Here is a 19381-nt window from a genome sequence, read left to right as displayed (position 1 = left end):
GAGAAACACCATGAGTCCGTACCGCTTGCTTTCCGCTTTGCTTAGCTACCCCGAACCCGAGCTGCTTGCCGCGCTGGGCGAGGTCGAGTCCGCGCTGAGCGACTACCCCGACGCCGAGGAAACCCTGCAACCGCTGATCGCCTACCTGGCGACCAACGACTTGATCGCCGTGCAAGAGAACTATGTGGCCACGTTCGACCGCAACCGCTCGCATTCGCTGCACTTGTTTGAACACGTTCACGGCGAAAGCCGGGATCGCGGCCAGGCCATGGTCGACTTGCTGGATACCTACCGCGCCCAGGGTTTTGAACCCGTCGTGTCCGAACTGCCCGACCACGTGCCGCTGTTCCTGGAGTTCCTGGGCGTGATCGACCCGGCCCAGGCGCAGGAGCTGCTGGACGAGGCCATCCACGTGCTGGCCGCCATCGGCGCGCGGCTGGCCAAGGGCGCCAGCCCTTACGCCAGCATCTTCGCCGTGCTGCGCGCGCAATCCAGGGTGATCCCGCGCGAGCAGACGGAAGCGCCCGTGCGCGACATGGACGAAGCCATGGAGACCTTCGGAGTCAGCCAGGACGGCGTGGAACCGCTGTTGCGGCCGTTCTCGGGCGATGGCGCGCAGACCGTGCGCTTCTATCCCCGGGCGCCGGCCATCTCTTAATGCTCAGGAAGACGCATCATGAATTCCCTGAATCAGTTTTTTTTCGGCATCTATCCCTATATTGCGCTGACGGTCTTCCTGCTGGGCAGCCTGGCGCGCTTTGAGCGCGAACAGTACACGTGGAAGACGGACAGCTCGCAGCTGCTGCACCGCGGCCAGCTGCGGCTGGGCAACATCCTGTTCCACGTCGGCATCCTGGGCCTGTTCTTCGGGCATCTGGCCGGGCTGCTGACGCCGGTGATTGTCTGGGACACGCTGGGCGTGTCGCACACGCTCAAACAGACCGTGGCGATGGTTGCGGGCGGCGTCATGGGAGGCATCTGCCTGATTGGCCTGCTGATCCTGATCCACCGCCGCCTGACCGATCCGCGCATCGCTCGCACGACGCGCCCCGGCGATAAGCTGCTGTTGCTGTGGATCCTGGTCACCTTGCTGCTGGGCCTGTCGACCATCGTGCTGTCGGCGGGGCACATGGACGGCGAAATGATGGTCCGCCTGATGACCTGGGCACAGCACATCGTCACGTTCCAAGGCGATGCCGCCAGCCATGTCGCCGACGTGCCGGTCTTGTTCAAGGCGCACTTGTTCATGGGCCTGACGCTGTTCGTGATCTTCCCGTTCACCCGCCTCGTCCACGTCTGGAGCGGTTTTGCCTCGCTGGGCTATCTGGGCCGCGCCTGGCAGCTGGTCCGCCCGCGCTGAATCCCCGTACCAGGAGCCAAACATGCCTGTCATCGTAAATGGCGTCGAACTCAACGACGCGGATCTGGAACGCGAACTGCCGCTGCATGCAGAGGCCGACAACCCCATGCGGCACGCGATCACGGCGCTGGTATTGCGTCGCGTGCTGTTGGACGAAGCCGTGCGGATGGGGGTGGATGCGGCGGACGAGGAGGGCGCCATCAGCGCCTTGCTGGCCTCGCAGGCCCCCGCGCCCGATGCTGACGACGCCGCGTGCCGGCGCTTCTACCAGATGCATCCGCAGCGCTTCATGGTGGGTGAACTGGTGGAAGCCGACCACATCCTGTTCCAGGTCACGCCCAGCGTGAACCTGGACATGCTGCGCGCGCATGCCAATGTGGTGTTGCAAGAACTGCTGGCCGATCCCTCGCATTTTGCAGAGGTCGCGCGCGAGCAGTCCAACTGTCCGTCGGCGGCCGTGGGCGGCAGCCTGGGCCAGCTGGGCCGGGGCGACACCGTTCCGGAGTTCGAGCGTGCGGTCTTTGCCTTGCCCTCGGGCGGGCTGCTGCCGCAACTGCTGCAAACCCGCCACGGCCTGCATATCGTGCGCGTGACACGGCACATCGAAGGGCGGTTGCTGCCGTATGAGCACGTTGCGCAGCAGATCGCAGCGGCCCTGTCGTCCATGAGCCGCGACACCGCGTGGCGGCAGTACGCCAAGCTGCTGGTCGAGCGCGCCGACGTTCAGGGTATCGACCTGGAAGGCAGCGAGCCCGACCGGGTGTTTGGCGGGAGCGCCGCATGATGGAAGAGCCGGCTGCGGGACCGCTTACAGACGGATTTGGACGCCGGATCGACTATCTGCGCGTCTCTGTCACCGACCGCTGCGACCTGCGTTGCAGCTATTGCCTGCCCAAGGATTTCAAAGGCTTTGAAACGCCGGCCAACTGGCTGCGCCATGACGAAATGACTCGGCTTGTCCGCCTGTTCGTCGAATTGGGCGTCAGCAAGGTCCGGCTGACGGGCGGCGAACCATTGCTGCGCCGGGGCGTGGCGGGTCTTGCCCGCGATATCGCCGCCATGCCGGGGTTGACCGACCTGTCCGTGTCCACCAATGGCACGCAACTGGTCCGGCACGCGGAAGACTTGCATGCCGCCGGCGTGACGCGGCTGAACATCAGCCTGGACACATTGGACGCGGCCGCCTTCAGCCAGATCACCGGCCGCGATTGCCTGGATGCGGTGCTGGCGGGCCTGGATGCTGCCAGGCAGGCAGGTTTTTCGCCAATCAAGCTGAACAGCGTGGTGCATGCCGCCACCCCTGAAGCCGACGTGCGGCGCTTGCTGGACTACGCGGTGGAGCAGGGCTTTGTGCTGCGCCTGATTGAACCCATGCCGATGGGTGAGTGTGGCCGTGGCTTTGCGCATACGGATTTGAATGCCCTGGGTGCACGGTTGGCCGCCGATGCCGGGCTGGTGTCCGCGTTGGCGGGATCCGGCTCCGGGCCCGCAAGGTACTGGACGACCGGGCAGGGAACGCCAGTGCTGGGCGTCATCACCCCCATGTCGCGCCATTTCTGCGCCACCTGCAATCGGGTGCGGCTGGGCGTGGACGGCACGCTATACCTGTGCCTGGGGCAGGAAGATCAGGTCCCGCTGGGCAGGCTCTTGCGCGACGGGGCCAGCGATGCCGAATTGACGCGGGCGATCCTGGCGGGCATTGCGGCCAAGCCGGAACGCCACGATTTCGTCAGCCGGCCCGAACGCATTGTCCGCTTCATGGCGCAGACCGGGGGCTGAAATGCGTGACATTGAACGCTTTATTGATGGCTTTCAGCGCTTTCAGCAGCAGTATTACGAACAGGCCCCCGCGCTCTACCGAAATTTACGTGATGGCCAGCATCCCAGTACCTTGCTGATCGGTTGCTGCGATTCCCGGGTGGACCCCGCCATGCTGCTGGGCTGCGATCCGGGCGATATCTTCGCCGTGCGCAACGTGGCCAATCTGGTGCCCCCCGCGAGTGCCGACCGGGGCTTGCAGGGCGTGCTGGCGGCGATACAGTTTGCGGTGGAACAGTTGCAAGTCAGTCGCGTCATCGTACTGGGTCACGCGCATTGCGGGGGTATCCGGGCGCTGATGGAGCGGCGCACGCGCAGCGACGGCGAAACCGACTATCTGGAACGCTGGATGGATATTGCCGAGCCGGCCCGCCAGCGGGTACTGCGGCAGATGCCGCACGCCACGGAAGGCGAACACCGTCGCGCCTGCGAACAGGCATCCATCCTGATTTCACTGCGCAATCTGGAAGAGCTGCCGTTTGTGCGCCGCGCCGTGCAGGCAGGCGATCTGACGCTGCATGGTTGGTATTTCGACCTGGTGGCGGGTGCTTTGCTGGCATACTCGCCGCGGGCAGATGCGTTTTTGCCCGTCGTCTGTCCCTTGTTTACGGAGCACGCATGACCCCCGTTTTTGGCATCGCCGGCCGATCCGGCAGCGGCAAGACCACCTTGATCGAGGCGATGCTGCCTTTGTTGGCGGCGCGCGGCCTGCGCGTCAGCGTCATCAAACATAGCCATCACGACTTTCAGATGGAGCCGCCAGGCAAGGACAGTGCGCGTTTTCGGTCGGCGGGCGCCCAGGAGGTGATGGTGGCGTCGCCTTACCGCTACGCCATCGTGCACGAACTGCGCGATGCGCCCGAGCCGTCGCTGGAAGAACAATTGGCGCGCTTGTCACCCGCCGATCTGGTACTGGTCGAAGGTTTCAAGCAGGCGGCGATTCCGCGCATCGAGGTCTACCGCCCCGCGCTGGGCAAGCCGCCCCTGCATGCCGAAGACGGCAGTTTCCTGGCCATCGTGACGGACGCGCCCCTGGATACCGCATTGCCCTGTCTGCCGCTGAACGACCCTGCGCAAGTGGCGGGCTTCCTGTGCGGCGTTCTGGGCTTGCGCTGAAGGCGACTACACTGTCAGCCGTACCGCGCCGCCCGCACCGACCGTCATGACGTCTTCCTCTTCCACCGCCACGCCCGACGGCCTGCCGTCTCCCCGGCATCGCCTGTCCACGCGCATCATCGCCAGTTCGCTGGCGGCGCTGGTCGTGGTGCTGACCATGATCAGTTGGACGCTGTGGTTGTCCTGGCAGTTGGAGGGCGCGGGCGCCGCCATCAACGACACGGGCAGCCTGCGCATGCGGGCCAACCGCGTGGCGGTTGAATTGATGCGCCCGCAAGCGGGCCGCGCGGTGCGCACCAATGAACAGATCGCGGTGCTGGACGAAACCATTTCGCGGTTGGCGCGGGGCAACCCCGCTCGTCCCTTGTTCATTCCCAACGACGCCGCCATCCGCGCCCAATGGCACGACGTGGCCGGTTATTGGCAAGACGTCATGAAACCCGCGGCGTTGCGCTCTCTTGCGCAGCCAGACGCGGCACCTTATCTGGAAACGCTGCCGGAATTCGTGTCGCGCGCGGACACGCTGGTGCGGATGATCGAACAGGACAATGCCGGCAAGACCACGTTGCTGCGCCTGTCCCAAGGCATTCTGGCCGCGATTGCCAGCGCCGGCACGTTGGCGATGATCTATCTGCTGTATCTATGGATCATTGCGCCCGTGCTGCGCTTGCGCGACGGCTTGCAACGCATGGCCGACCGCGAATTCAGCACGCGGCTGCCGGTGGACAGCCAGGACGAATTCGGCGTGCTGGCCCGCGGCTACAACCGCATGGCCGACGAACTCCAGGACCTGTACACCAGCCTGGAACAGCGGGTGGAGCACAAGACGGCGCAGTTGGCCGCGCAGAACCGCGATATCGGCGCGCTGTACGACATGGCTGCGTTCCTGAACCAGCCGAACGAAATCGAGGCCATGTGCGACGGCTTCTTGCGTCGCGTCATGCTGCAATTCGACGCCGAAGGCGGCAGCATCCGCGCACTGGACCCCACCAACGAAAAGCTGAATCTGGTGGTGTCGGTGGGCCTGTCGGACGACTTGGTGGAATCCGAGCACTGCATGAAGGTGGATGACTGCTATTGCGGCGTGGCCACGCGGCAGGCGGGCGTGATCGTCATTCAGGACTTCCGCCAGTCCCCGCCCGAACTGGATCTGAACTGCCAGCGCGAAGGCTTTGCCAGCGTGGCGGTGTTCCGCATCGTGACCCGCGACGAAGTCTTGGGCTCGTATTCGTTGCATTTCCGCCAGCAGCGCCGCATGGCGCCTTCCGATTCCCAGTTGCTGGAAACGCTGGGCCAGCATCTGGGCGTTGCGTTGGACAACCGGCGCCTGAGCGCGCAGGCGCGACAGCTGGCAGTGGTGCAGGAACGCGGGCTGGTCGCCCAAGGGCTGCACGACAGCCTGGCGCAAGGCCTGAATTTCCTGAACCTGCAATTGCAGATGCTGGACGCGGCGGTCAAGCGCGGCGATCAGGACGAAATCAGCGAAATCCTGCCGTTACTGCGAACGGGCGTGGATGAAAGCTACCAGGACGTGCGTGAATTGCTGACCAATTTCCGCAGCAAACTGGGGCAGGGCGACTTGCAAGCCGCCATTGAGAGCACGGTGGACCGTTTCCGGCGGCAGACGGGCATGCAGACTGAACTGCGCTTCGACCAGGATGAAGGCGGCCCGCTGCCGCCCGAACAACAACTGCAAGTGCTGTTCATTCTGCAAGAAGCGCTGTCCAATGTACGCAAGCATTCCGAGGCCAGCCACGTTCAGGTGTCGGTGAGCAATGGCCGCGACTTCACGCTGCTGATCCATGATGACGGCCAGGGCTACGACCCCGCTGAAGTCGCCGAACGTGGCGAATCCCATGTGGGTCTGCACATCATGCGGGAGCGTGCCGCGCGGATGCACGCCGTGATAAAACTTGAATCCCAGCCTGGCGCCGGTACGCGCGTCGGACTGACCTTGCCTGGCAGCGAACGCCAGGCAGCCTGACACGTTCTGACCATGCCTATCCGTATCCTGCTTGTCGATGACCACACGCTGTTCCGTTCCGGCGTGCGCCTGCTGCTGCAACGCCAACCCGATTTTGAAGTGGTCGCCGAGGCGGGTGACGGCGTGGAAGGCATCAAGCGCGCCAAGGAGCTCAAGCCTGACGTCGTGTTGCTGGACTTGAACCTGCCTGGCCTGTCGGGCCTGGAAACGCTGCAACTGTTGACCCAGGACCTGCCGTCCTGTGCCGTCATCATCCTGACGGTCTCGGAAGAGGCCGACGAGCTGGGCCAGGCGCTGCGCGACGGCGCGCGGGGCTATCTGGTGAAGAACATCGACGCCGAGGTGCTGACCACTGCCATTCGCCGCGCCGCGGCAGGCGAATCGGTCATCGCTGAAAGCATGACCGCCAAGTTGGTGGACCAATTTCGCGGACAGGCCACGCTGGCCGCGCAGGCGCCCGGCAATGCAGAGCGCCATCGGCTGACCGCGCGTGAGACGCAGATCGTCCAGTGCCTGGCGCGCGGCGCCAGCAACAAGGTCATTGCGCGTGAACTCGACGTCAGCGAAAGCACCGTCAAGATCCACGTGCAGAACGTGCTGAAGAAGCTGAACCTGACCAGCCGCGTGCAGGTCGCGGTGTACGCCGTGGAGCACGGGCTGCACGCCGAGGAATAACGCTGCGCCATCACGCGCGCGGCCGCCATCAGGTTTGATCTTCGACAAGGCCGCGTTGGCGGCGGGCCCCTAGACTGGCCTGCATGCAAACTCGAACCTCTCCCATAGAGCTCGTGGCCCCGGCCGGCAGTCTGGCTGCCTTGAAAGCCGCCATCGAGGCGGGCGCCGACACCGTCTATCTCGGGCTCAAGAACGCGACCAACGCCCGTAATTTCGCCGGGTTGAATTTCACTGAAAGCGACATCCGCGCAGGCGTCGAACTGGCGCATGGCAAGCAGCGCCAAGTGCTGTTCGCCATCAATACGTTTGTGCAGGCGGGCAGAACGCAGGAATGGCGCGACGCCGTGGATGCCGCCTACCAGCTGGGCGCTGATGCGGTGATCATGGCTGACCCGGGCCTGCTGGCCTACGCCAGCGATCGCTATCCCGACCTGCGTCTGCACCTGTCCGTGCAAGGGTCCGCCACGCATGCGGACGCCATCGAATTGATGAAAGCGCAGTTCGGCATCCGCCGGGTGGTGCTGCCGCGCGTGTTGACGCTGGCCGAAGTGGCGCGCATCTGCGCCAACGTCAGCGTGGAAGTCGAAGTGTTCGGCTTTGGCAGCTTGTGCGTCATGGCGGAAGGGCGATGCCTGCTGTCGTCGTATGCGACCGGGGATTCGCCCAACAACAAGGGCGTCTGTTCGCCCGCGCACGCCGTGCGCTGGGTGGAAGAAAACGGCCGCATGGATGCTCGCCTGTCCGGCATCTTGATCGACCGCTATGAACCTGGCGAACCCGCGGCTTATCCCACTTTGTGCAAAGGCCGCTTTGAAGTCGACGGACAGGCCGACCACGCGCTGGAGGAACCCACCAGCCTGAACGCCATCGGCCTGTTGCCGCGCTTGGCGGAAATGGGCGTGTCCGCCATCAAGATAGAAGGCCGCCAGCGCAGTCCCGCCTACGTCACGCAAGTGGTGTCGACCTTGCGCGCGGCGCTCGACAGCGTGCATGCGGATGCGACGCGCTTTTCACCGCGCCCCGAATGGAATGCGTTGCTGGCGCGCCATGCGGAAGGCTCTCAAGTCACCCAAGGGGCATTTGAACGTCCATGGAAATAACACCGAACACCTTCCAGATCTCCGTCGGACCCTTGCTGTACTACTGGCCGCGCCAGCGCACCTTGGATTTCTACGCTGATCTGGCCGATAGTCCGGCCGATATCCTCTACGTTGGCGAAACGGTCTGTAGCCGCCGCCACGAGCTGCGGGCGGACGACTGGATGGATTTGGCCCGCGACCTGCGCGCGGCGGGAAAAACCGTTGTCCTGTCGGGCCGCACCTTGATCGAAACGGGCGCCGAGGCCCACGCATTGAAGAAGTTGTGCGATCAGGACGATTTCATGATCGAGGCCGGAGAACTTGGCGCAATGCGGCACTTGGCAGGCCGCGCTTTCGTGGCGGGCCCCCATGTGAACGCCTATCACGGCGGCACGCTGCAATGGCTCGCCAGCCTGGGCGCGGTGCGTTTTGTGGCGCCGCTGGAAATGGACGGGAGCACGCTGGCGCGCTTGCTGGAAGAACGTCCGGTGGACATGGCAGCGGAAGTGATGGTGTGGGGCCGCATGGCGCTGGCATTCTCGGCGCGCTGCTTTACCGCCCGCCATTTCCGGTTGAAGAAGGACGATTGCGGATTCCGCTGCATCGAACATCCGGACGGGCTGGACATGCGCACCCGCGAGTCGCGTGAATTCCTGGGCATCAATGGCATTCAGGTGCAGTCTGCCGCGTGCCTGGACTTGCTGGCGCAGGCGCCCGAACTCGTCCGCATGGGCGTCGAGGTTTTGCGCGTCAGTCCGCAATCCACGGGTACGCTGGAGGCGGTCGCCGCCTTGGATGCCACGCGCCGGGGCGACAAGCCCAAGGCCGTCTTGCCGCCCGCAGGCATCGGTCGCTGCAACGGCTACTACCATGGCCGTTCGGGCATCGAATTGCTGGAGGCTGCGGCATGAGCGCTGCGCTTCACATCCCCGCACTGTTGGCCAAGATTGGCCGCCGTTTGCCGTCGCCGCTGGTGTCGCTGCATTGCGTGGCCGGGCTGGAACTGGCACGCCGCGTCAAGTGGTTGACGCCGCCTGCGGAACTGGATGGCCGCAGCTTCGCCATCACCATCGAAGACCTGGGCCTGCGCAGCAGTTTCGCGGTGCGGGAGGGGGCGTTCCGGCCCATTTGGAACCGTGCTTCCTGTGAGTTGGAACTGGGCGCGAAACTGGCCGACCTGCTCAGCCTGATGCGCGCCGAAACCGATGCGGATACCTTGTTTTTCCAGCGCCGCTTGCGGATCTCGGGCGATACGGAACTGGGCCTGATCGTCAAGAACTGGCTGGACGCCGCGCCCCGGCCGGCATGGCTGCAAGGGATCAGCGGCACAGCCGCATGATCGCGTCTTTGGGCGTGAATTAAGGGTTTTTACTCATTAGCGAAAGTAATTTGGCGGATAAGAAATAAGAATTTTTCTTATGGTGGGGCCGAGGCTATAACAGCTGGCTGATAGACCTCAACCTACCTAAAGAGAGATAAACATGAGGGGAGAAACTGCGACGGGGCACCAACCGGTGCGCGCGTCCACCGCCGCTTTCGTCGGCACCATGATCGAGTGGTACGACTTTTATATCTACGCCACCGCCGCCGCGCTGGTATTTGGCAAGCTCTTCTTCCCGTCGGCCACCGGCTTCTACGGAACCCTGGCCGCCCTGGGCACCTTTGCGGTGGGCTTCTTCGCCCGCCCCTTGGGGGGAGCGATCTTCGGCCATATCGGCGACAAGATCGGCCGCAAGAAATCCTTGGTGATCACGCTGGTGATGATGGGCACGGTAACGGTGCTGATCGGTCTGTTGCCCACCTATGCCTCCATCGGCTTCTGGGCGCCCGTGCTGTTGATCGTGCTGCGCATCGTGCAAGGGATTGCCGTGGGCGGCGAATGGGGCGGGGCGGTGCTGATGGCGGGCGAACATTCGCCGGACAAGAGCAAGCGCACTTTCTTCGCGTCCTTCGCCCAACTGGGCAGCCCCGCCGGGCTGATCCTGTCGATGCTGATGTTCAAGCTGGTCACTGGCCTGGATGACGAGGCTTTCCTGAGTTGGGGCTGGCGCGTGCCGTTCCTGTTTTCGGCGGTGCTGCTGATCGTGGGCTTCGTGATCCGGCTAAGCGTCAATGAATCTCCGGACTTCCTGGCTGAAAAGCAGGCGCAGGCCAAGCGCGCGCCCTCGGCCAAGCCCGTCCAGACCCCGCTTGCGCAGGTGCTGCGCGGCGCGCCCCGCCTGCTGGCGCTGGCGGTGGGCGCCAATGTGCTGGGTATTGCCGGCTTCTATTTCACCAACACGTTCATGATCGCCTACACCACGCAGTACGTGGGCCTGAACCGCGCGGTGATCCTGGATTGCCTGCTGGTGGTGTCGATCATGCAGTTCCTGATCACCCCCCTGGCCGCCTACATCGCCAGCCGCGTCGGCAACCTGCGCTTCCTGGGCGCCATGGCGTTTGTGTCGATGTTCACTCCCTACGCCATGTTCAATCTGGTGGACCAGGGCTCGCTTACCAGTATTACCCTGGGCGTCGGCGTGGCGGTACTCTTCATGGGCGCCTATTACGCGGTGATCGCGGGCTACGTCAGTGACAGCTTCCCGACCGCCATCCGCTACACCGGCATTTCCATGGCCTATCAGTTGTCGGGCGCCATTTTCGGCGGGTTGACGCCCTTGCTGGGAACGGTGCTGGCAGAGAACTTCAAGGGCCAATGGTGGCCGCTGGCGTTGCTGTTTTCGGCGATATCGTTGCTTTCCCTGGTTTCCGTCCTGCTGCTGGGCAATGCCGGCCAGCACAGCGAGCAATTTCAACTGAAGGATCAGCAAGCATGAAGGCCTTTTTCCACGACGACCAGAAGCTTCACCACCCGCAGACCTACTTTTCACGCGGCAAGATGCGCACGCCCCAGGAAGTGCCCGCTCGGCTGGATGGCCTGGTGCAGGCCGCGCGCAAGCTGGGATTTGACGTGCAGGCGCCAGCTGACCACGGCGCGGGGGCCATATCGGCCGTGCATTCCCTGGACTACCTGCGCTTCCTGCAAAGCGCGCATGAGGACTGGATGAAGCTGCCGGGAGATTGGGGCGGCGAAGTGGTCTCGAATGTGTTCGTGCGTGAACCGAATGCCCTGCGCGGCGTGCTGGCCAAGGCCGGCCGGTACCTGGCCGACGGCAGCTGCCCCGTGGGTCCGCAAACCTGGCAGTCCGCCTATTGGTCCGCCCAGTGTGCCGTGGCCGGGGCCGAGGCCTTGCTGGCGGGCGACCGCCACGCCTACGCGATCTGCCGTCCGCCTGGCCACCATGCGCGGCGCGATGCGGCGGGCGGGTTCTGCTACCTGAACAACGCCGCCATTGCCGCCCAGCGCCTGACATCGGCGTTTCCGCGCGTGGCGATCCTGGATACCGATATGCATCACGGCCAGGGTATCCAGGAGATCTTCTACGAACGCAGCGATGTGCTGTATGTCTCCATCCATGGCGACCCCGAGAACTTCTACCCCGTGGTGGCAGGTTTCGAGGAGGAACGCGGCGCGGGCGAAGGTTACGGCTACAACATCAATCTACCAATGCCGCACGGATCGCCGGAATCGGTGTTCTTTGACCGGCTGGTGCAGGCACGCCGCGCGATCGAACTATTCCAGCCGGACGCGCTGGTCCTGTCACTGGGCTTCGACATCTTTGAAAAAGATCCGCAAGCCATGGTCAGCGTCACGGAAGACGGCTTTGAAAAGCTGGGCCGCGAGGTGGGCGGCCTGCGGCTTCCCACCCTGATCGTGCAGGAAGGCGGCTACTATATCGAAGGGTTGGAATCCAACGCATCGCGGTTTTTCGCGGGGCTGACCGGCGTCTGAGTTGCACGGCATCGGCGCGGCCAGCGGGGTTCGGAGCCCATTCTGCTTTCCACTCCGTTCACCGCGTCCGCCACGCCATGCCTCAGCCGCCTGCTCGACAACCGACTTCGCAGCCCACGTCGCTGCCGCTTGCGCCTGAACGCATGGACTGGAACCTGCTTCGTACCTTCATGTTCGTGGTGCAGGAGCGTGGGGTGGGGCGGGCGGCACAAGCCCTGCACCTGAGCCAGCCGGCGGTCAGCCAGGCGCTCAAGCGGCTGGAAGAGGCGGTGGGCGGCATGCTGCTGCACCGGCGCAACGGCGAATTCCGGCTGACGGGCCTGGGCGACGAGATCTACGCCATCGCCCGCGACATGTACGGCACGATGGCGCGCATCGAAAATGCCGCGACCCAGGACAAGGCGGAAATCGCCGGCACCCTGCGCCTGCTGGTGATGAGCAAGGTGCAGAGCCCTGCCTACGATGACTTCCTGGCGCAGTTCCACCGCCGCTATCCCAAGATCGAATTCCACATGGACGTGCTACCCAGCGCCGCCATCCTGGATGCGCTGTCCAAGCGGGTGCCGGCGCTGGGCATCTGCCTGTGCCGCAAGCCGGTCGAGGCGTTGGAGCGCCGCCTGTTCCTGCGCCACCACTATGCGGTGGTGTGCGGCCGTCACCATCCCCTGTTTTCAAAGCAGCGGGTCAGCATTGAAGACCTGATGGACCAGAACTTCGTCTGCTTCGCCAGCGACCAGATCGGCGACACGCTATCGCCGTTGACCATCTTCCGAGACCAACAGGGGTTTACCGGCCGCATTGTGGGCACGTCGCCGAACATCGAAGAAGTGCGGCGCATGGTGGTGGCCGGCATCGGCTTGAGCTTCCTGCCTGAACATCTGATCCGCCAGGACGTCGTGAACGGTGAGCTGCGGCGCTTGCCGCCCGCCGAATCCGTGGCCGAAATCGACGTGTTCCTGACCTGGCACAAACAACGCAAGCTGACGGCGGTGGAAGTGGCATACCTGACCGCCTTTGACCGCTTTCTGAGCCGTACGCCGTTGGCGTCGCGCGCAGGCTGATGAGGCGGATGTGGAATTTTTGCTGACTTGACCGTTATCCACGAGACCTGCGAGGACAAGCGCCATGGCGACCAAAACCAGCAGTGCCGCGACAGCCGAAGACGCCAGATCGGCGTCTGACAAGATCGACGCCCGAATCCGCGAGCTGGGCGACTGGCGAGGCGAGACGCTGGCGCGGGTCCGCGCATTGATAAGAAAGGCCGTCCCCGGGGTGGTGGAAACCTGGAAATGGCGCGGCGTGCCGGTATGGGAACAGGGCGGCATCCTCTGTACCGGAGAAACTTACAAAAGCGCCGTGAAACTGACCTTCGCCAAAGGCGCAGCGCTGGAAGACCCCGCCGGTTTGTTCAATGCCAGTCTGGACGGCAATACCCGCCGGGCGATCGATATCCATCAGGGCGACCACATCGACGAGCAGGCATTCCAGGCATTGATACGCGCGGCGGCGGCGAAAAACAAGGCTTGATTGAGGATGGCGCGGCCGAGGCGGCGATCGAGGACGCGCGGACCCGAAGGGCGTGAAGGGCAGACGGTGGCCTGGTATTGCGAGTAAGGTACAGGGTAGAGGCCTTGATTGCCCGGCACTTCGGCCTGTGCCGCCAGCGGGAACCCACGCATCATGAAGACCCTTTGTTCAGCACTGCGACCAATCCTTGTTGCGATCGCATGCGCGTCGATTACTGCCTGCGCGGAAAGTCCGCCCCGGCAAACCGATATGGATTATCGGAGCCGGCCATCGTCCACGAAGCAGGGGACAAACGGCGCTCCGGGTTCTTCGGATCAGAATTTGACCATTCAGTCCGGTGAGGGGGAAAGGTTGAATCTTCCCTGGTTCATCCGAGACACACAGGAATGGATCAACAGCAACTGATCCTCCTACGGGAGACAAACCCGCGGAAACTCCCGCCAAGCAAGCCCTGACCAGGAAAAAAGGCCGGCGCAATGCCGACTTTTTTCGGGGATGCCGCAAGCCAGTTGGGCCATGCCGTCTGCGATAATGCGCCCCGCGCGTCGGCCAGCAATGATCCTCGGCCCGCCGGCCGCGCTCCCGATCATGATCTGATTCATACAAAAAGACCAAATGAAAGTAAGAGCACTGTGCGTCGCTTCGCTAGGCGTTTTGGCGCTGATTCAAACATTGCCGTCGTTCGCGCAAAGCGTCAATGGGAAGAACCTCTTTACTCAGCGATGTGCCGTGTGCCATGGAGCCGATCTCAAAGGGACCGGGCCATTGGCCAGGAAAAGCAATCCTCCAACTCCTGATCTGACCACCACGGCCTTTAAAAAGCGGCTGAACGATTATCCCGGTGTCATTGTTTCATCGGTAATTCTTCGTCCGAATGGCGACTTGATTCCAAGAACGCTGAAAGAGAATGGCGTAAAGATGGCGCCGCACGCATGGACGGTTCAGGATTTTCGCGATTTGAACAAATACATGAGTGGCGTGATCTCAAAAAGCCGGTGACTTGGCCGCTTGTACGCCCGTCGGTGACGTATCAGCGCACCGGCAGCAGATATTTCAAGCCTTGCGTGAAGCCACGCGGCGCCACAGTCAGATGGTCCTCGTCGTTCAGGACCGCTGACTTCAACTTCAAGCCCGGATACTTTCTGCTCAGCAACGCCGTCTCCAGCGCCTGGTTGTCGGCCACCATGTCCACCGTCTGGTTGTAGCGGCGATCACCTTTGCGCAGCGCCTCGTAGGCGCCGACATAAAGATAGACATTCGCCGTCAAGTCCTTATTCTGCTGGGCGTAGCGGGCTTCGAGCTTCAAAGCATGTCGTTTGTCGTACCAGAGAGACGGGCTGCCGAGGATATAGCCGTTGAACAAGCCCGGTTCGGTGAAAAGGATCTGCGCGCCAAGCAGGGCGCCGTAGGAGTGGCCAAGAAAGATGGTCTTGGCCGGCTCTGCCCGGTAGCGCGCGGCGATGAATGGCAATACCTGATCGCGCAGATATTCTTGGTAGGCGCGCGCCTGGCCATGGATCGCGTTTGCTGGCGCGGTGCTTGGGCCGTTCGCGGTCGGGGTGTAGTCGCGCTGGCGGCTGACCCCACCGTCCTCTCCCTTTCCATAAGAGAGACCGACAAGGATGAACTCCTCGATCTTGGGCCCTTCAACGTTCAGGCGACGCCCTAATTGCCGGATGATCGGGAAGGCGTAGTCGGCATCGGTCACATAAAGCACGGGGTAGCGCCGCTGTGGCTGCTTCGCATAGGACGGCGGCAAAGCAATGAACACTTGGTAGCCGCGGCCCGAAACCGGATCGGGCACGTCCCATACCTCGCTGTCGGCAATCTCGTAGGGGCGCCCCTCGCCAGGCTGCACCTTTGGAGTCGATTTAGCCTGGGCGTGCGCCGAATCGCCAGCGAAGCCGACGCTGGCGACGAAGGCAATCAGCAAGGCATGTAGGAAACGTGGTTGCATATGATGAAGGTTTTCGCCGGAGGTGACGGGTCTGCTCGACGCCAGGCTCCAGGAAGCCAGATTCATCGCCGTCATCTGATGTCTTTGTCATGCCGGGCGTCTCGCAGTGAAGCGTTGCGAATGGAGTGTAGCAACGCTGCTTCGGGGGGACATTAGGGCGGTTGCCACTGAACAACGTAAAATGTCAGGCCTCCAGCCCCCATATGCTTCCCTTATGAACCTTGACCGACTGCGTCGCGAATTTCCCGACTACGACATAACAACCCTGCCAACCCTGCCCGAAGGTTACTTTGACGCTTCGATGCGCATCGATGCAGCGCCATCGTTCGAGAACGAGGAGCGCAGCTTGAAGGTGTATATCGACTACGCCAATTATGCCGACCGCGAATCAGGCAGGAGCCAGCGCTTCTGTGTCTCGCGCTACGATGAGGAAGCAGGCGACTTCGAAGACGTCGCCCTGTCGACCAACGATTGGGCCGAAGTCATGCGCTTCCTGACCGCCTGAACTCCCTCGCGAGGGGCGATCGCCGGTAACCGTATATCTCGATACGCTTGGCACAACGCAGATGACCAACCACGCTCGTTCCTCGTCCTCGTCCTCGCTTGCCTGGCGTCTGGCATTGACGGCCGTGATCCTGTGTGTGGTTTACGCGGCGCTGGCGCAAAGTTACCAGCTGTTCGCGTTCCCCCAATCTGCGCGACTACGCGAGGTCTATAGCCAGCCGAAATTCCTGATGCCGTTGTTGACCACCATTGCAACGTGGACCGTCTTCGTCGGCTTGACGGTGTGGGGCGCCATGCACCGCTGGCTACGTCAGAACAACACGCAGGCCGTGGACGAACCCCGCAAGCTCTTCGGCACGTTCATTGTTCTGCTGTTGAGTTTCTCCTTGACTTTGTCGGTCGGCACGATTCACCTGCACAGAATGCTGGTGCGGTACGTCCTGGAGCACGCCGGCCCGGCTGGCCAGGCGGGCCAGACGGGCCAATTCATTGCCGTGGCGCTGTTCATCAGTGCGCTGACCATCGTCCTGGAAATTCTTGGCGCGTATCTCGCCTTGCGCATTGCCACGTGGACGGTGCGCCCTGCGGGGCCTGCCGGTGGCCCGGTTTATGAACAGCGCCATGCAGCCTGGAGCTCGGGACTGATGGTGCTGGGCTGGCAATTGAGCGTATGTGTCGGCGTGGGCAGCTACCTGCAAATGCAGTCGCCCAAGATGGGCTGGCTGGAACACGTGCTGGGCTACCTGGTCCTGCCCGCCCTCATCCTGGTGCTGTGCACGTACGTCTGCCTGAAAATTCTGCCGCGCCCGGTCGGCGCCGCGCGCCAAGGGCGTGCGCTGGCCCATGGCACGCTGGCCTTCTGGCTGGCGCAGGTGCTGGGAATCGGCATGGGCTTTTTGGCCGTTCTGGCGCTGCGCTGGGGCCAACCGACGAGCATAGTTGACTCCAACGTGATGGTCGCAATGACGCTGCTGGTGTATGCCGCGCTTCTGGTGTTGGGCTGCGTGGTTGGAAAGCTGGCGCTCTACACCCCATCGAGAAAGCTCGCATTCACTCACTGAGCGCCGCGCGCCTTGTTCGCAGAGCGTGAGGGCCTATACGCGCCGTTCCCGGCCCGCCCAGTAGGGTTCGCGTAGTTGCTGTTTCAGGACCTTGCCCACCTGGCTGCGTGGGAGTTCATCGCGGAACTCCACCGACTTGGGCGTTTTCATGCCATCCAGCCGCGAGCGGCAATATGCGATGGCTGCTTCCGCGTTCCATTGGACGCCGGGCTTGAGTTCGATGATGGCCTTGACCGCCTCGCCCCAGTCTTCGTCCGGCACGCCGATCACGGCGCAATCGTTGACCAGCGGGTGCGCCCACAATACCTGTTCGATTTCGCCAGGCGATATGTTGAAGCCGCCCGAGATGATCAGGTCCTTCATGCGGTCGACGATGTAGAAATAGCCGTCCGCGTCGCGGTATCCGATGTCTCCGGTATGTAGCCAGCCGTCGCGCAGGGCCTGGGCCGAGCCCTCGGGATTGTTGTAGTAGCCGGGCATCACCAGGTCGCCCTGGACGACGATTTCGCCGCGTTGGTCGGGACCGAGCAGCCGGCCTTGCGGGTCCATGATCTCGACCCGCGCGAAGGGGGCCGCGCGCCCGCAACTGGCCAGCCGGTGCGTTGCGCCGGGCCGCAGAGCGGCGACGTGGTCCTCGGCGGTCATGGTGGTGCAGGTGAAGGGGGCTTCCGCCTGGCCGTAGCACTGCACCATGACCGGCCCGAATACGTCCAATGCCAGTTGCAGTTTGGCTGCCGACATCGGCGCGGCCGAATAGACGAAGTAGCGCAGCGCGTCGTAGCGCCAGCGGCGCGCGTCGGGGTGTGCCAGCAGGCGGTAGATCACCGTGGGCGGACAGAACAGCTGGGTCACGCGGTGCCGTTCCAGGGCTTCAAGAATCGCTTCCGGCCGCGGTGACGGCAATACGATGTTGACGCCGCCATGGGCCAGCGTGGCGAAGGCCACCATGCCGGCCGCATGGGTCAATGGCGCGACGACCAGGTGTACCGGCGTTTCGCGCACGGGCATTGCGGCGAACCAGTTGGCAAGCAGGGCGGTGTACATGCGATGCGTGACGAGCACGCCCTTGGGCGTGCCGGTCGTGCCGCCGGTGCCGCGAATCGCCACCACTTCGTCGGCGCACGCCTCGGGTTCGACCGGCGCGGCGCTCTGGGCGGCAGCCCATTGCTCCAGTCCGGGTGCCTGCGGCAGCGGGCCGTCGATGATGATGAGGCCCTTCAGGTCCGGCAGGGCGGCTCGGATCTTGTCCAGGTCGCCGGCGAAGCTGCTGTGCAGGAACAGGAAGGCGCAATGGCCGCGCGCCAGCACGTAGAGGTTTTCCTCGATGCTGTTGCGCGCATTGACGGGTAGCCAGATGCCGCGGGAGCGGACGATGCCCAGCACCGCCACGAAAGTCAGGAGATGGTTGGGGCTGAGCAGCCCGACCTTGTCGCCCGGACCCACGCCTGCCGCGTGCAGTCCGTTGGCGATGCGGTGCGACAGGGCGGCCACCGTGCCGTAGTCCAGGACCCGGCCGTCGGGTTCGGCGAAGCAGGGCGCACTTGCGGATAGGCTCAGGCCGCGCTCGAAGCAGTCGATCAGATGGGCCATGGCCTATCAGGCGTTCGCCGCCGGCCATTGGAAGCGCTGCGCCACCTTGTCGAGAAAGCGGCCGGCGGCTTCGCGGTGGTACTCGGAAGAGCGCGCCACGCCCTGGCCCGCGGCCTCCAGGTCCAGCATGGTGTTCAGGTCGCTGTTGAGCGAGGCGTTCAAGCCGCGCTTGGTGATCGCCAGCGCCGCCATGGGCAGTTCGGCCATCGACAGCGCGATCTGCCGTGCGCGCTGGCCTATCAGTTCCTGCGGTTGGATCTCGAACACGATGCCCATCTCCTTGGCCTCCTCGGCCTGGAATTCGCGCGTGGAGAAGGCAAGTTCCTTGGCGCGCTGTAGGCCGACCATGCGCGGCAGGGTGTACAGGGTGGCGCAGTCGGGGATGGCCCCCAGCCGCAGGAAGGACAGGCAGAAGCGCGCACGCGGCGAGGCCAGGATCAGATCGGCGGTCAGGGCCAGGCCCAGCCCGGCGCCATAGGCCGGGCCGTCGACCGCCGCGATCACCGGTCGGTCCAGCGTGATCAGGCCTTCTATCGTGAGGAGCAGGCTGGCCATGCGTTCGCGCGCTTCCTCGGCGGACCCGCCGGAGTCCATGGTGGAGATATCGCCGCCGGAACAGAAGGCGCCACCGGCACCCGCCAGGATCACGACGCGCACGCCGCGGTCGCGGCGGATCTCGCCCACCAGGTGCGCCAGCTCTTCACGCATGGTCAGGTCCAGCGCATTTCGCTGCGCAGGACGGTTCAGGGTGATGGTGGCGACGCCGCCTTCCACGGTATAGAGCAGGGTCTTGAATTCGCTAGAGATGACTTGCATCGGATCGGTCTCCATGTCTGCCTTTCATGATGGCCAGGCCGCGCGTGCGGGCCTGGCCGCAA

22 protein-coding genes are annotated in these 19381 nt (G+C 63.8%); 19 read left to right on the top strand and 3 right to left on the bottom strand.

The window, feature by feature from the left end; genetic code table 11:
- The first annotated feature begins 10 nt into the window (after positions 1-10).
- The 17 genes from narJ to HV753_RS04700 all read left to right on the top strand — a co-directional run bounded on the left by narJ (position 11) and on the right by HV753_RS04700 (position 14390).
- A complete protein-coding gene (gene narJ, locus HV753_RS04775) occupies positions 11-658 on the top strand; it encodes a nitrate reductase molybdenum cofactor assembly chaperone (RefSeq protein ID WP_175173250.1) in 648 nt (215 codons plus the stop codon).
- A gap of 18 nt (positions 659-676) precedes the next feature.
- Complete coding sequence (gene narI, locus HV753_RS04770) at positions 677-1360, top strand: respiratory nitrate reductase subunit gamma (protein ID WP_175173249.1); 684 nt, start codon at positions 677-679, stop codon at positions 1358-1360.
- Positions 1361-1382: 22 nt separating this feature from the next.
- Positions 1383-2144: a peptidylprolyl isomerase gene (locus HV753_RS04765; RefSeq protein ID WP_175173248.1), complete on the top strand. Its 762-nt coding sequence runs from the start codon at positions 1383-1385 to the stop codon at positions 2142-2144.
- Positions 2141-3139, top strand: coding sequence for a GTP 3',8-cyclase MoaA (gene moaA / locus HV753_RS04760; RefSeq protein ID WP_175173247.1), 999 nt, complete (start codon positions 2141-2143; stop codon positions 3137-3139). Before HV753_RS04765 ends, moaA begins: the two co-directional genes overlap by 4 nt.
- 1 nt (position 3140) lies before the next feature.
- On the top strand, positions 3141-3800 hold the full coding sequence (locus tag HV753_RS04755) for a carbonic anhydrase (protein WP_175173246.1): 660 nt from the start codon (positions 3141-3143) through the stop codon (positions 3798-3800).
- Complete coding sequence (gene mobB / locus HV753_RS04750; RefSeq protein WP_175173245.1) at positions 3797-4294, top strand: molybdopterin-guanine dinucleotide biosynthesis protein B; 498 nt, start codon at positions 3797-3799, stop codon at positions 4292-4294. The genes HV753_RS04755 and mobB overlap by 4 nt, the downstream gene beginning before the upstream one ends.
- A gap of 46 nt (positions 4295-4340) precedes the next feature.
- The gene (locus tag HV753_RS04745) at positions 4341-6278 is read left to right on the top strand and encodes a type IV pili methyl-accepting chemotaxis transducer N-terminal domain-containing protein (RefSeq protein WP_175173244.1); all 1938 of its coding nucleotides are present in this window, start codon (positions 4341-4343) and stop codon (positions 6276-6278) included.
- A gap of 12 nt (positions 6279-6290) precedes the next feature.
- Positions 6291-6953, top strand: coding sequence for a response regulator (locus HV753_RS04740; RefSeq protein ID WP_175173243.1), 663 nt, complete (start codon positions 6291-6293; stop codon positions 6951-6953).
- An 83-nt stretch (positions 6954-7036) separates the two neighbouring features.
- Positions 7037-8053: a ubiquinone anaerobic biosynthesis protein UbiU gene (gene ubiU / locus HV753_RS04735; protein ID WP_175173242.1), complete on the top strand. Its 1017-nt coding sequence runs from the start codon at positions 7037-7039 to the stop codon at positions 8051-8053.
- Positions 8044-8943: a U32 family peptidase gene (locus tag HV753_RS04730; RefSeq protein ID WP_175173241.1), complete on the top strand. Its 900-nt coding sequence runs from the start codon at positions 8044-8046 to the stop codon at positions 8941-8943. The genes ubiU and HV753_RS04730 overlap by 10 nt, the downstream gene beginning before the upstream one ends.
- Complete coding sequence (gene ubiT / locus HV753_RS04725) at positions 8940-9371, top strand: ubiquinone anaerobic biosynthesis accessory factor UbiT (protein ID WP_175173240.1); 432 nt, start codon at positions 8940-8942, stop codon at positions 9369-9371. The genes HV753_RS04730 and ubiT overlap by 4 nt, the downstream gene beginning before the upstream one ends.
- Before the next feature lie 142 nt (positions 9372-9513).
- Positions 9514-10848: an MFS transporter gene (locus tag HV753_RS04720; protein ID WP_175173239.1), complete on the top strand. Its 1335-nt coding sequence runs from the start codon at positions 9514-9516 to the stop codon at positions 10846-10848.
- Positions 10845-11864 carry a histone deacetylase family protein gene (locus HV753_RS04715; protein ID WP_175173238.1) on the top strand — a complete coding sequence of 340 codons (1020 nt, stop codon included), beginning with the start codon at positions 10845-10847 and terminating at the stop codon, positions 11862-11864. The genes HV753_RS04720 and HV753_RS04715 overlap by 4 nt, the downstream gene beginning before the upstream one ends.
- A gap of 77 nt (positions 11865-11941) precedes the next feature.
- Positions 11942-12925 (top strand): LysR family transcriptional regulator, encoded by a 984-nt coding sequence (locus HV753_RS04710; protein WP_246288153.1) that lies wholly within the window; start codon positions 11942-11944, stop codon positions 12923-12925.
- Between the two features lie 64 nt (positions 12926-12989).
- Entirely contained in the window at positions 12990-13391 is a 402-nt protein-coding gene (locus HV753_RS04705) for a DUF1801 domain-containing protein (RefSeq protein WP_175173237.1), read from the top strand.
- Between the two features lie 153 nt (positions 13392-13544).
- Entirely contained in the window at positions 13545-13796 is a 252-nt protein-coding gene (locus HV753_RS31205) for a hypothetical protein (RefSeq protein WP_246288152.1), read from the top strand.
- A 210-nt stretch (positions 13797-14006) separates the two neighbouring features.
- Positions 14007-14390 carry a c-type cytochrome gene (locus tag HV753_RS04700; protein ID WP_175173236.1) on the top strand — a complete coding sequence of 128 codons (384 nt, stop codon included), beginning with the start codon at positions 14007-14009 and terminating at the stop codon, positions 14388-14390.
- A 31-nt stretch (positions 14391-14421) separates the two neighbouring features.
- On the opposite strand, the gene HV753_RS04695 is transcribed toward HV753_RS04700, so the two are convergent.
- Positions 14422-15423: an alpha/beta hydrolase gene (locus HV753_RS04695; RefSeq protein ID WP_246288151.1), complete on the bottom strand. Its 1002-nt coding sequence runs from the start codon at positions 15421-15423 to the stop codon at positions 14422-14424.
- Between the two features lie 139 nt (positions 15424-15562).
- Here HV753_RS04695 and HV753_RS04690 point away from each other — a divergent pair, with 139 nt between their 5' ends.
- Positions 15563-15853, top strand: coding sequence for a hypothetical protein (locus tag HV753_RS04690; protein ID WP_175173235.1), 291 nt, complete (start codon positions 15563-15565; stop codon positions 15851-15853).
- Between the two features lie 61 nt (positions 15854-15914).
- Positions 15915-16913 carry a hypothetical protein gene (locus HV753_RS04685; RefSeq protein ID WP_175173234.1) on the top strand — a complete coding sequence of 333 codons (999 nt, stop codon included), beginning with the start codon at positions 15915-15917 and terminating at the stop codon, positions 16911-16913.
- A 33-nt stretch (positions 16914-16946) separates the two neighbouring features.
- Here the strand turns inward: HV753_RS04685 and HV753_RS04680 are convergent, their stop codons facing one another.
- Together HV753_RS04680 and HV753_RS04675 are read right to left on the bottom strand one after the other, a co-directional pair.
- Positions 16947-18503 (bottom strand): class I adenylate-forming enzyme family protein, encoded by a 1557-nt coding sequence (locus HV753_RS04680; RefSeq protein ID WP_175173233.1) that lies wholly within the window; start codon positions 18501-18503, stop codon positions 16947-16949.
- A 6-nt stretch (positions 18504-18509) separates the two neighbouring features.
- Positions 18510-19334: an enoyl-CoA hydratase/isomerase family protein gene (locus HV753_RS04675; RefSeq protein WP_175173232.1), complete on the bottom strand. Its 825-nt coding sequence runs from the start codon at positions 19332-19334 to the stop codon at positions 18510-18512.
- Between the last annotated feature and the right edge of the window lie 47 nt (positions 19335-19381).

This window comes from Achromobacter pestifer (assembly GCF_902859625.1).
GTDB lineage: Bacteria > Pseudomonadota > Gammaproteobacteria > Burkholderiales > Burkholderiaceae_B > Achromobacter > Achromobacter pestifer.
Note: the sequence above shows the minus strand (reverse complement) of the source record. Positions and strands in the feature narration are given on the sequence as shown.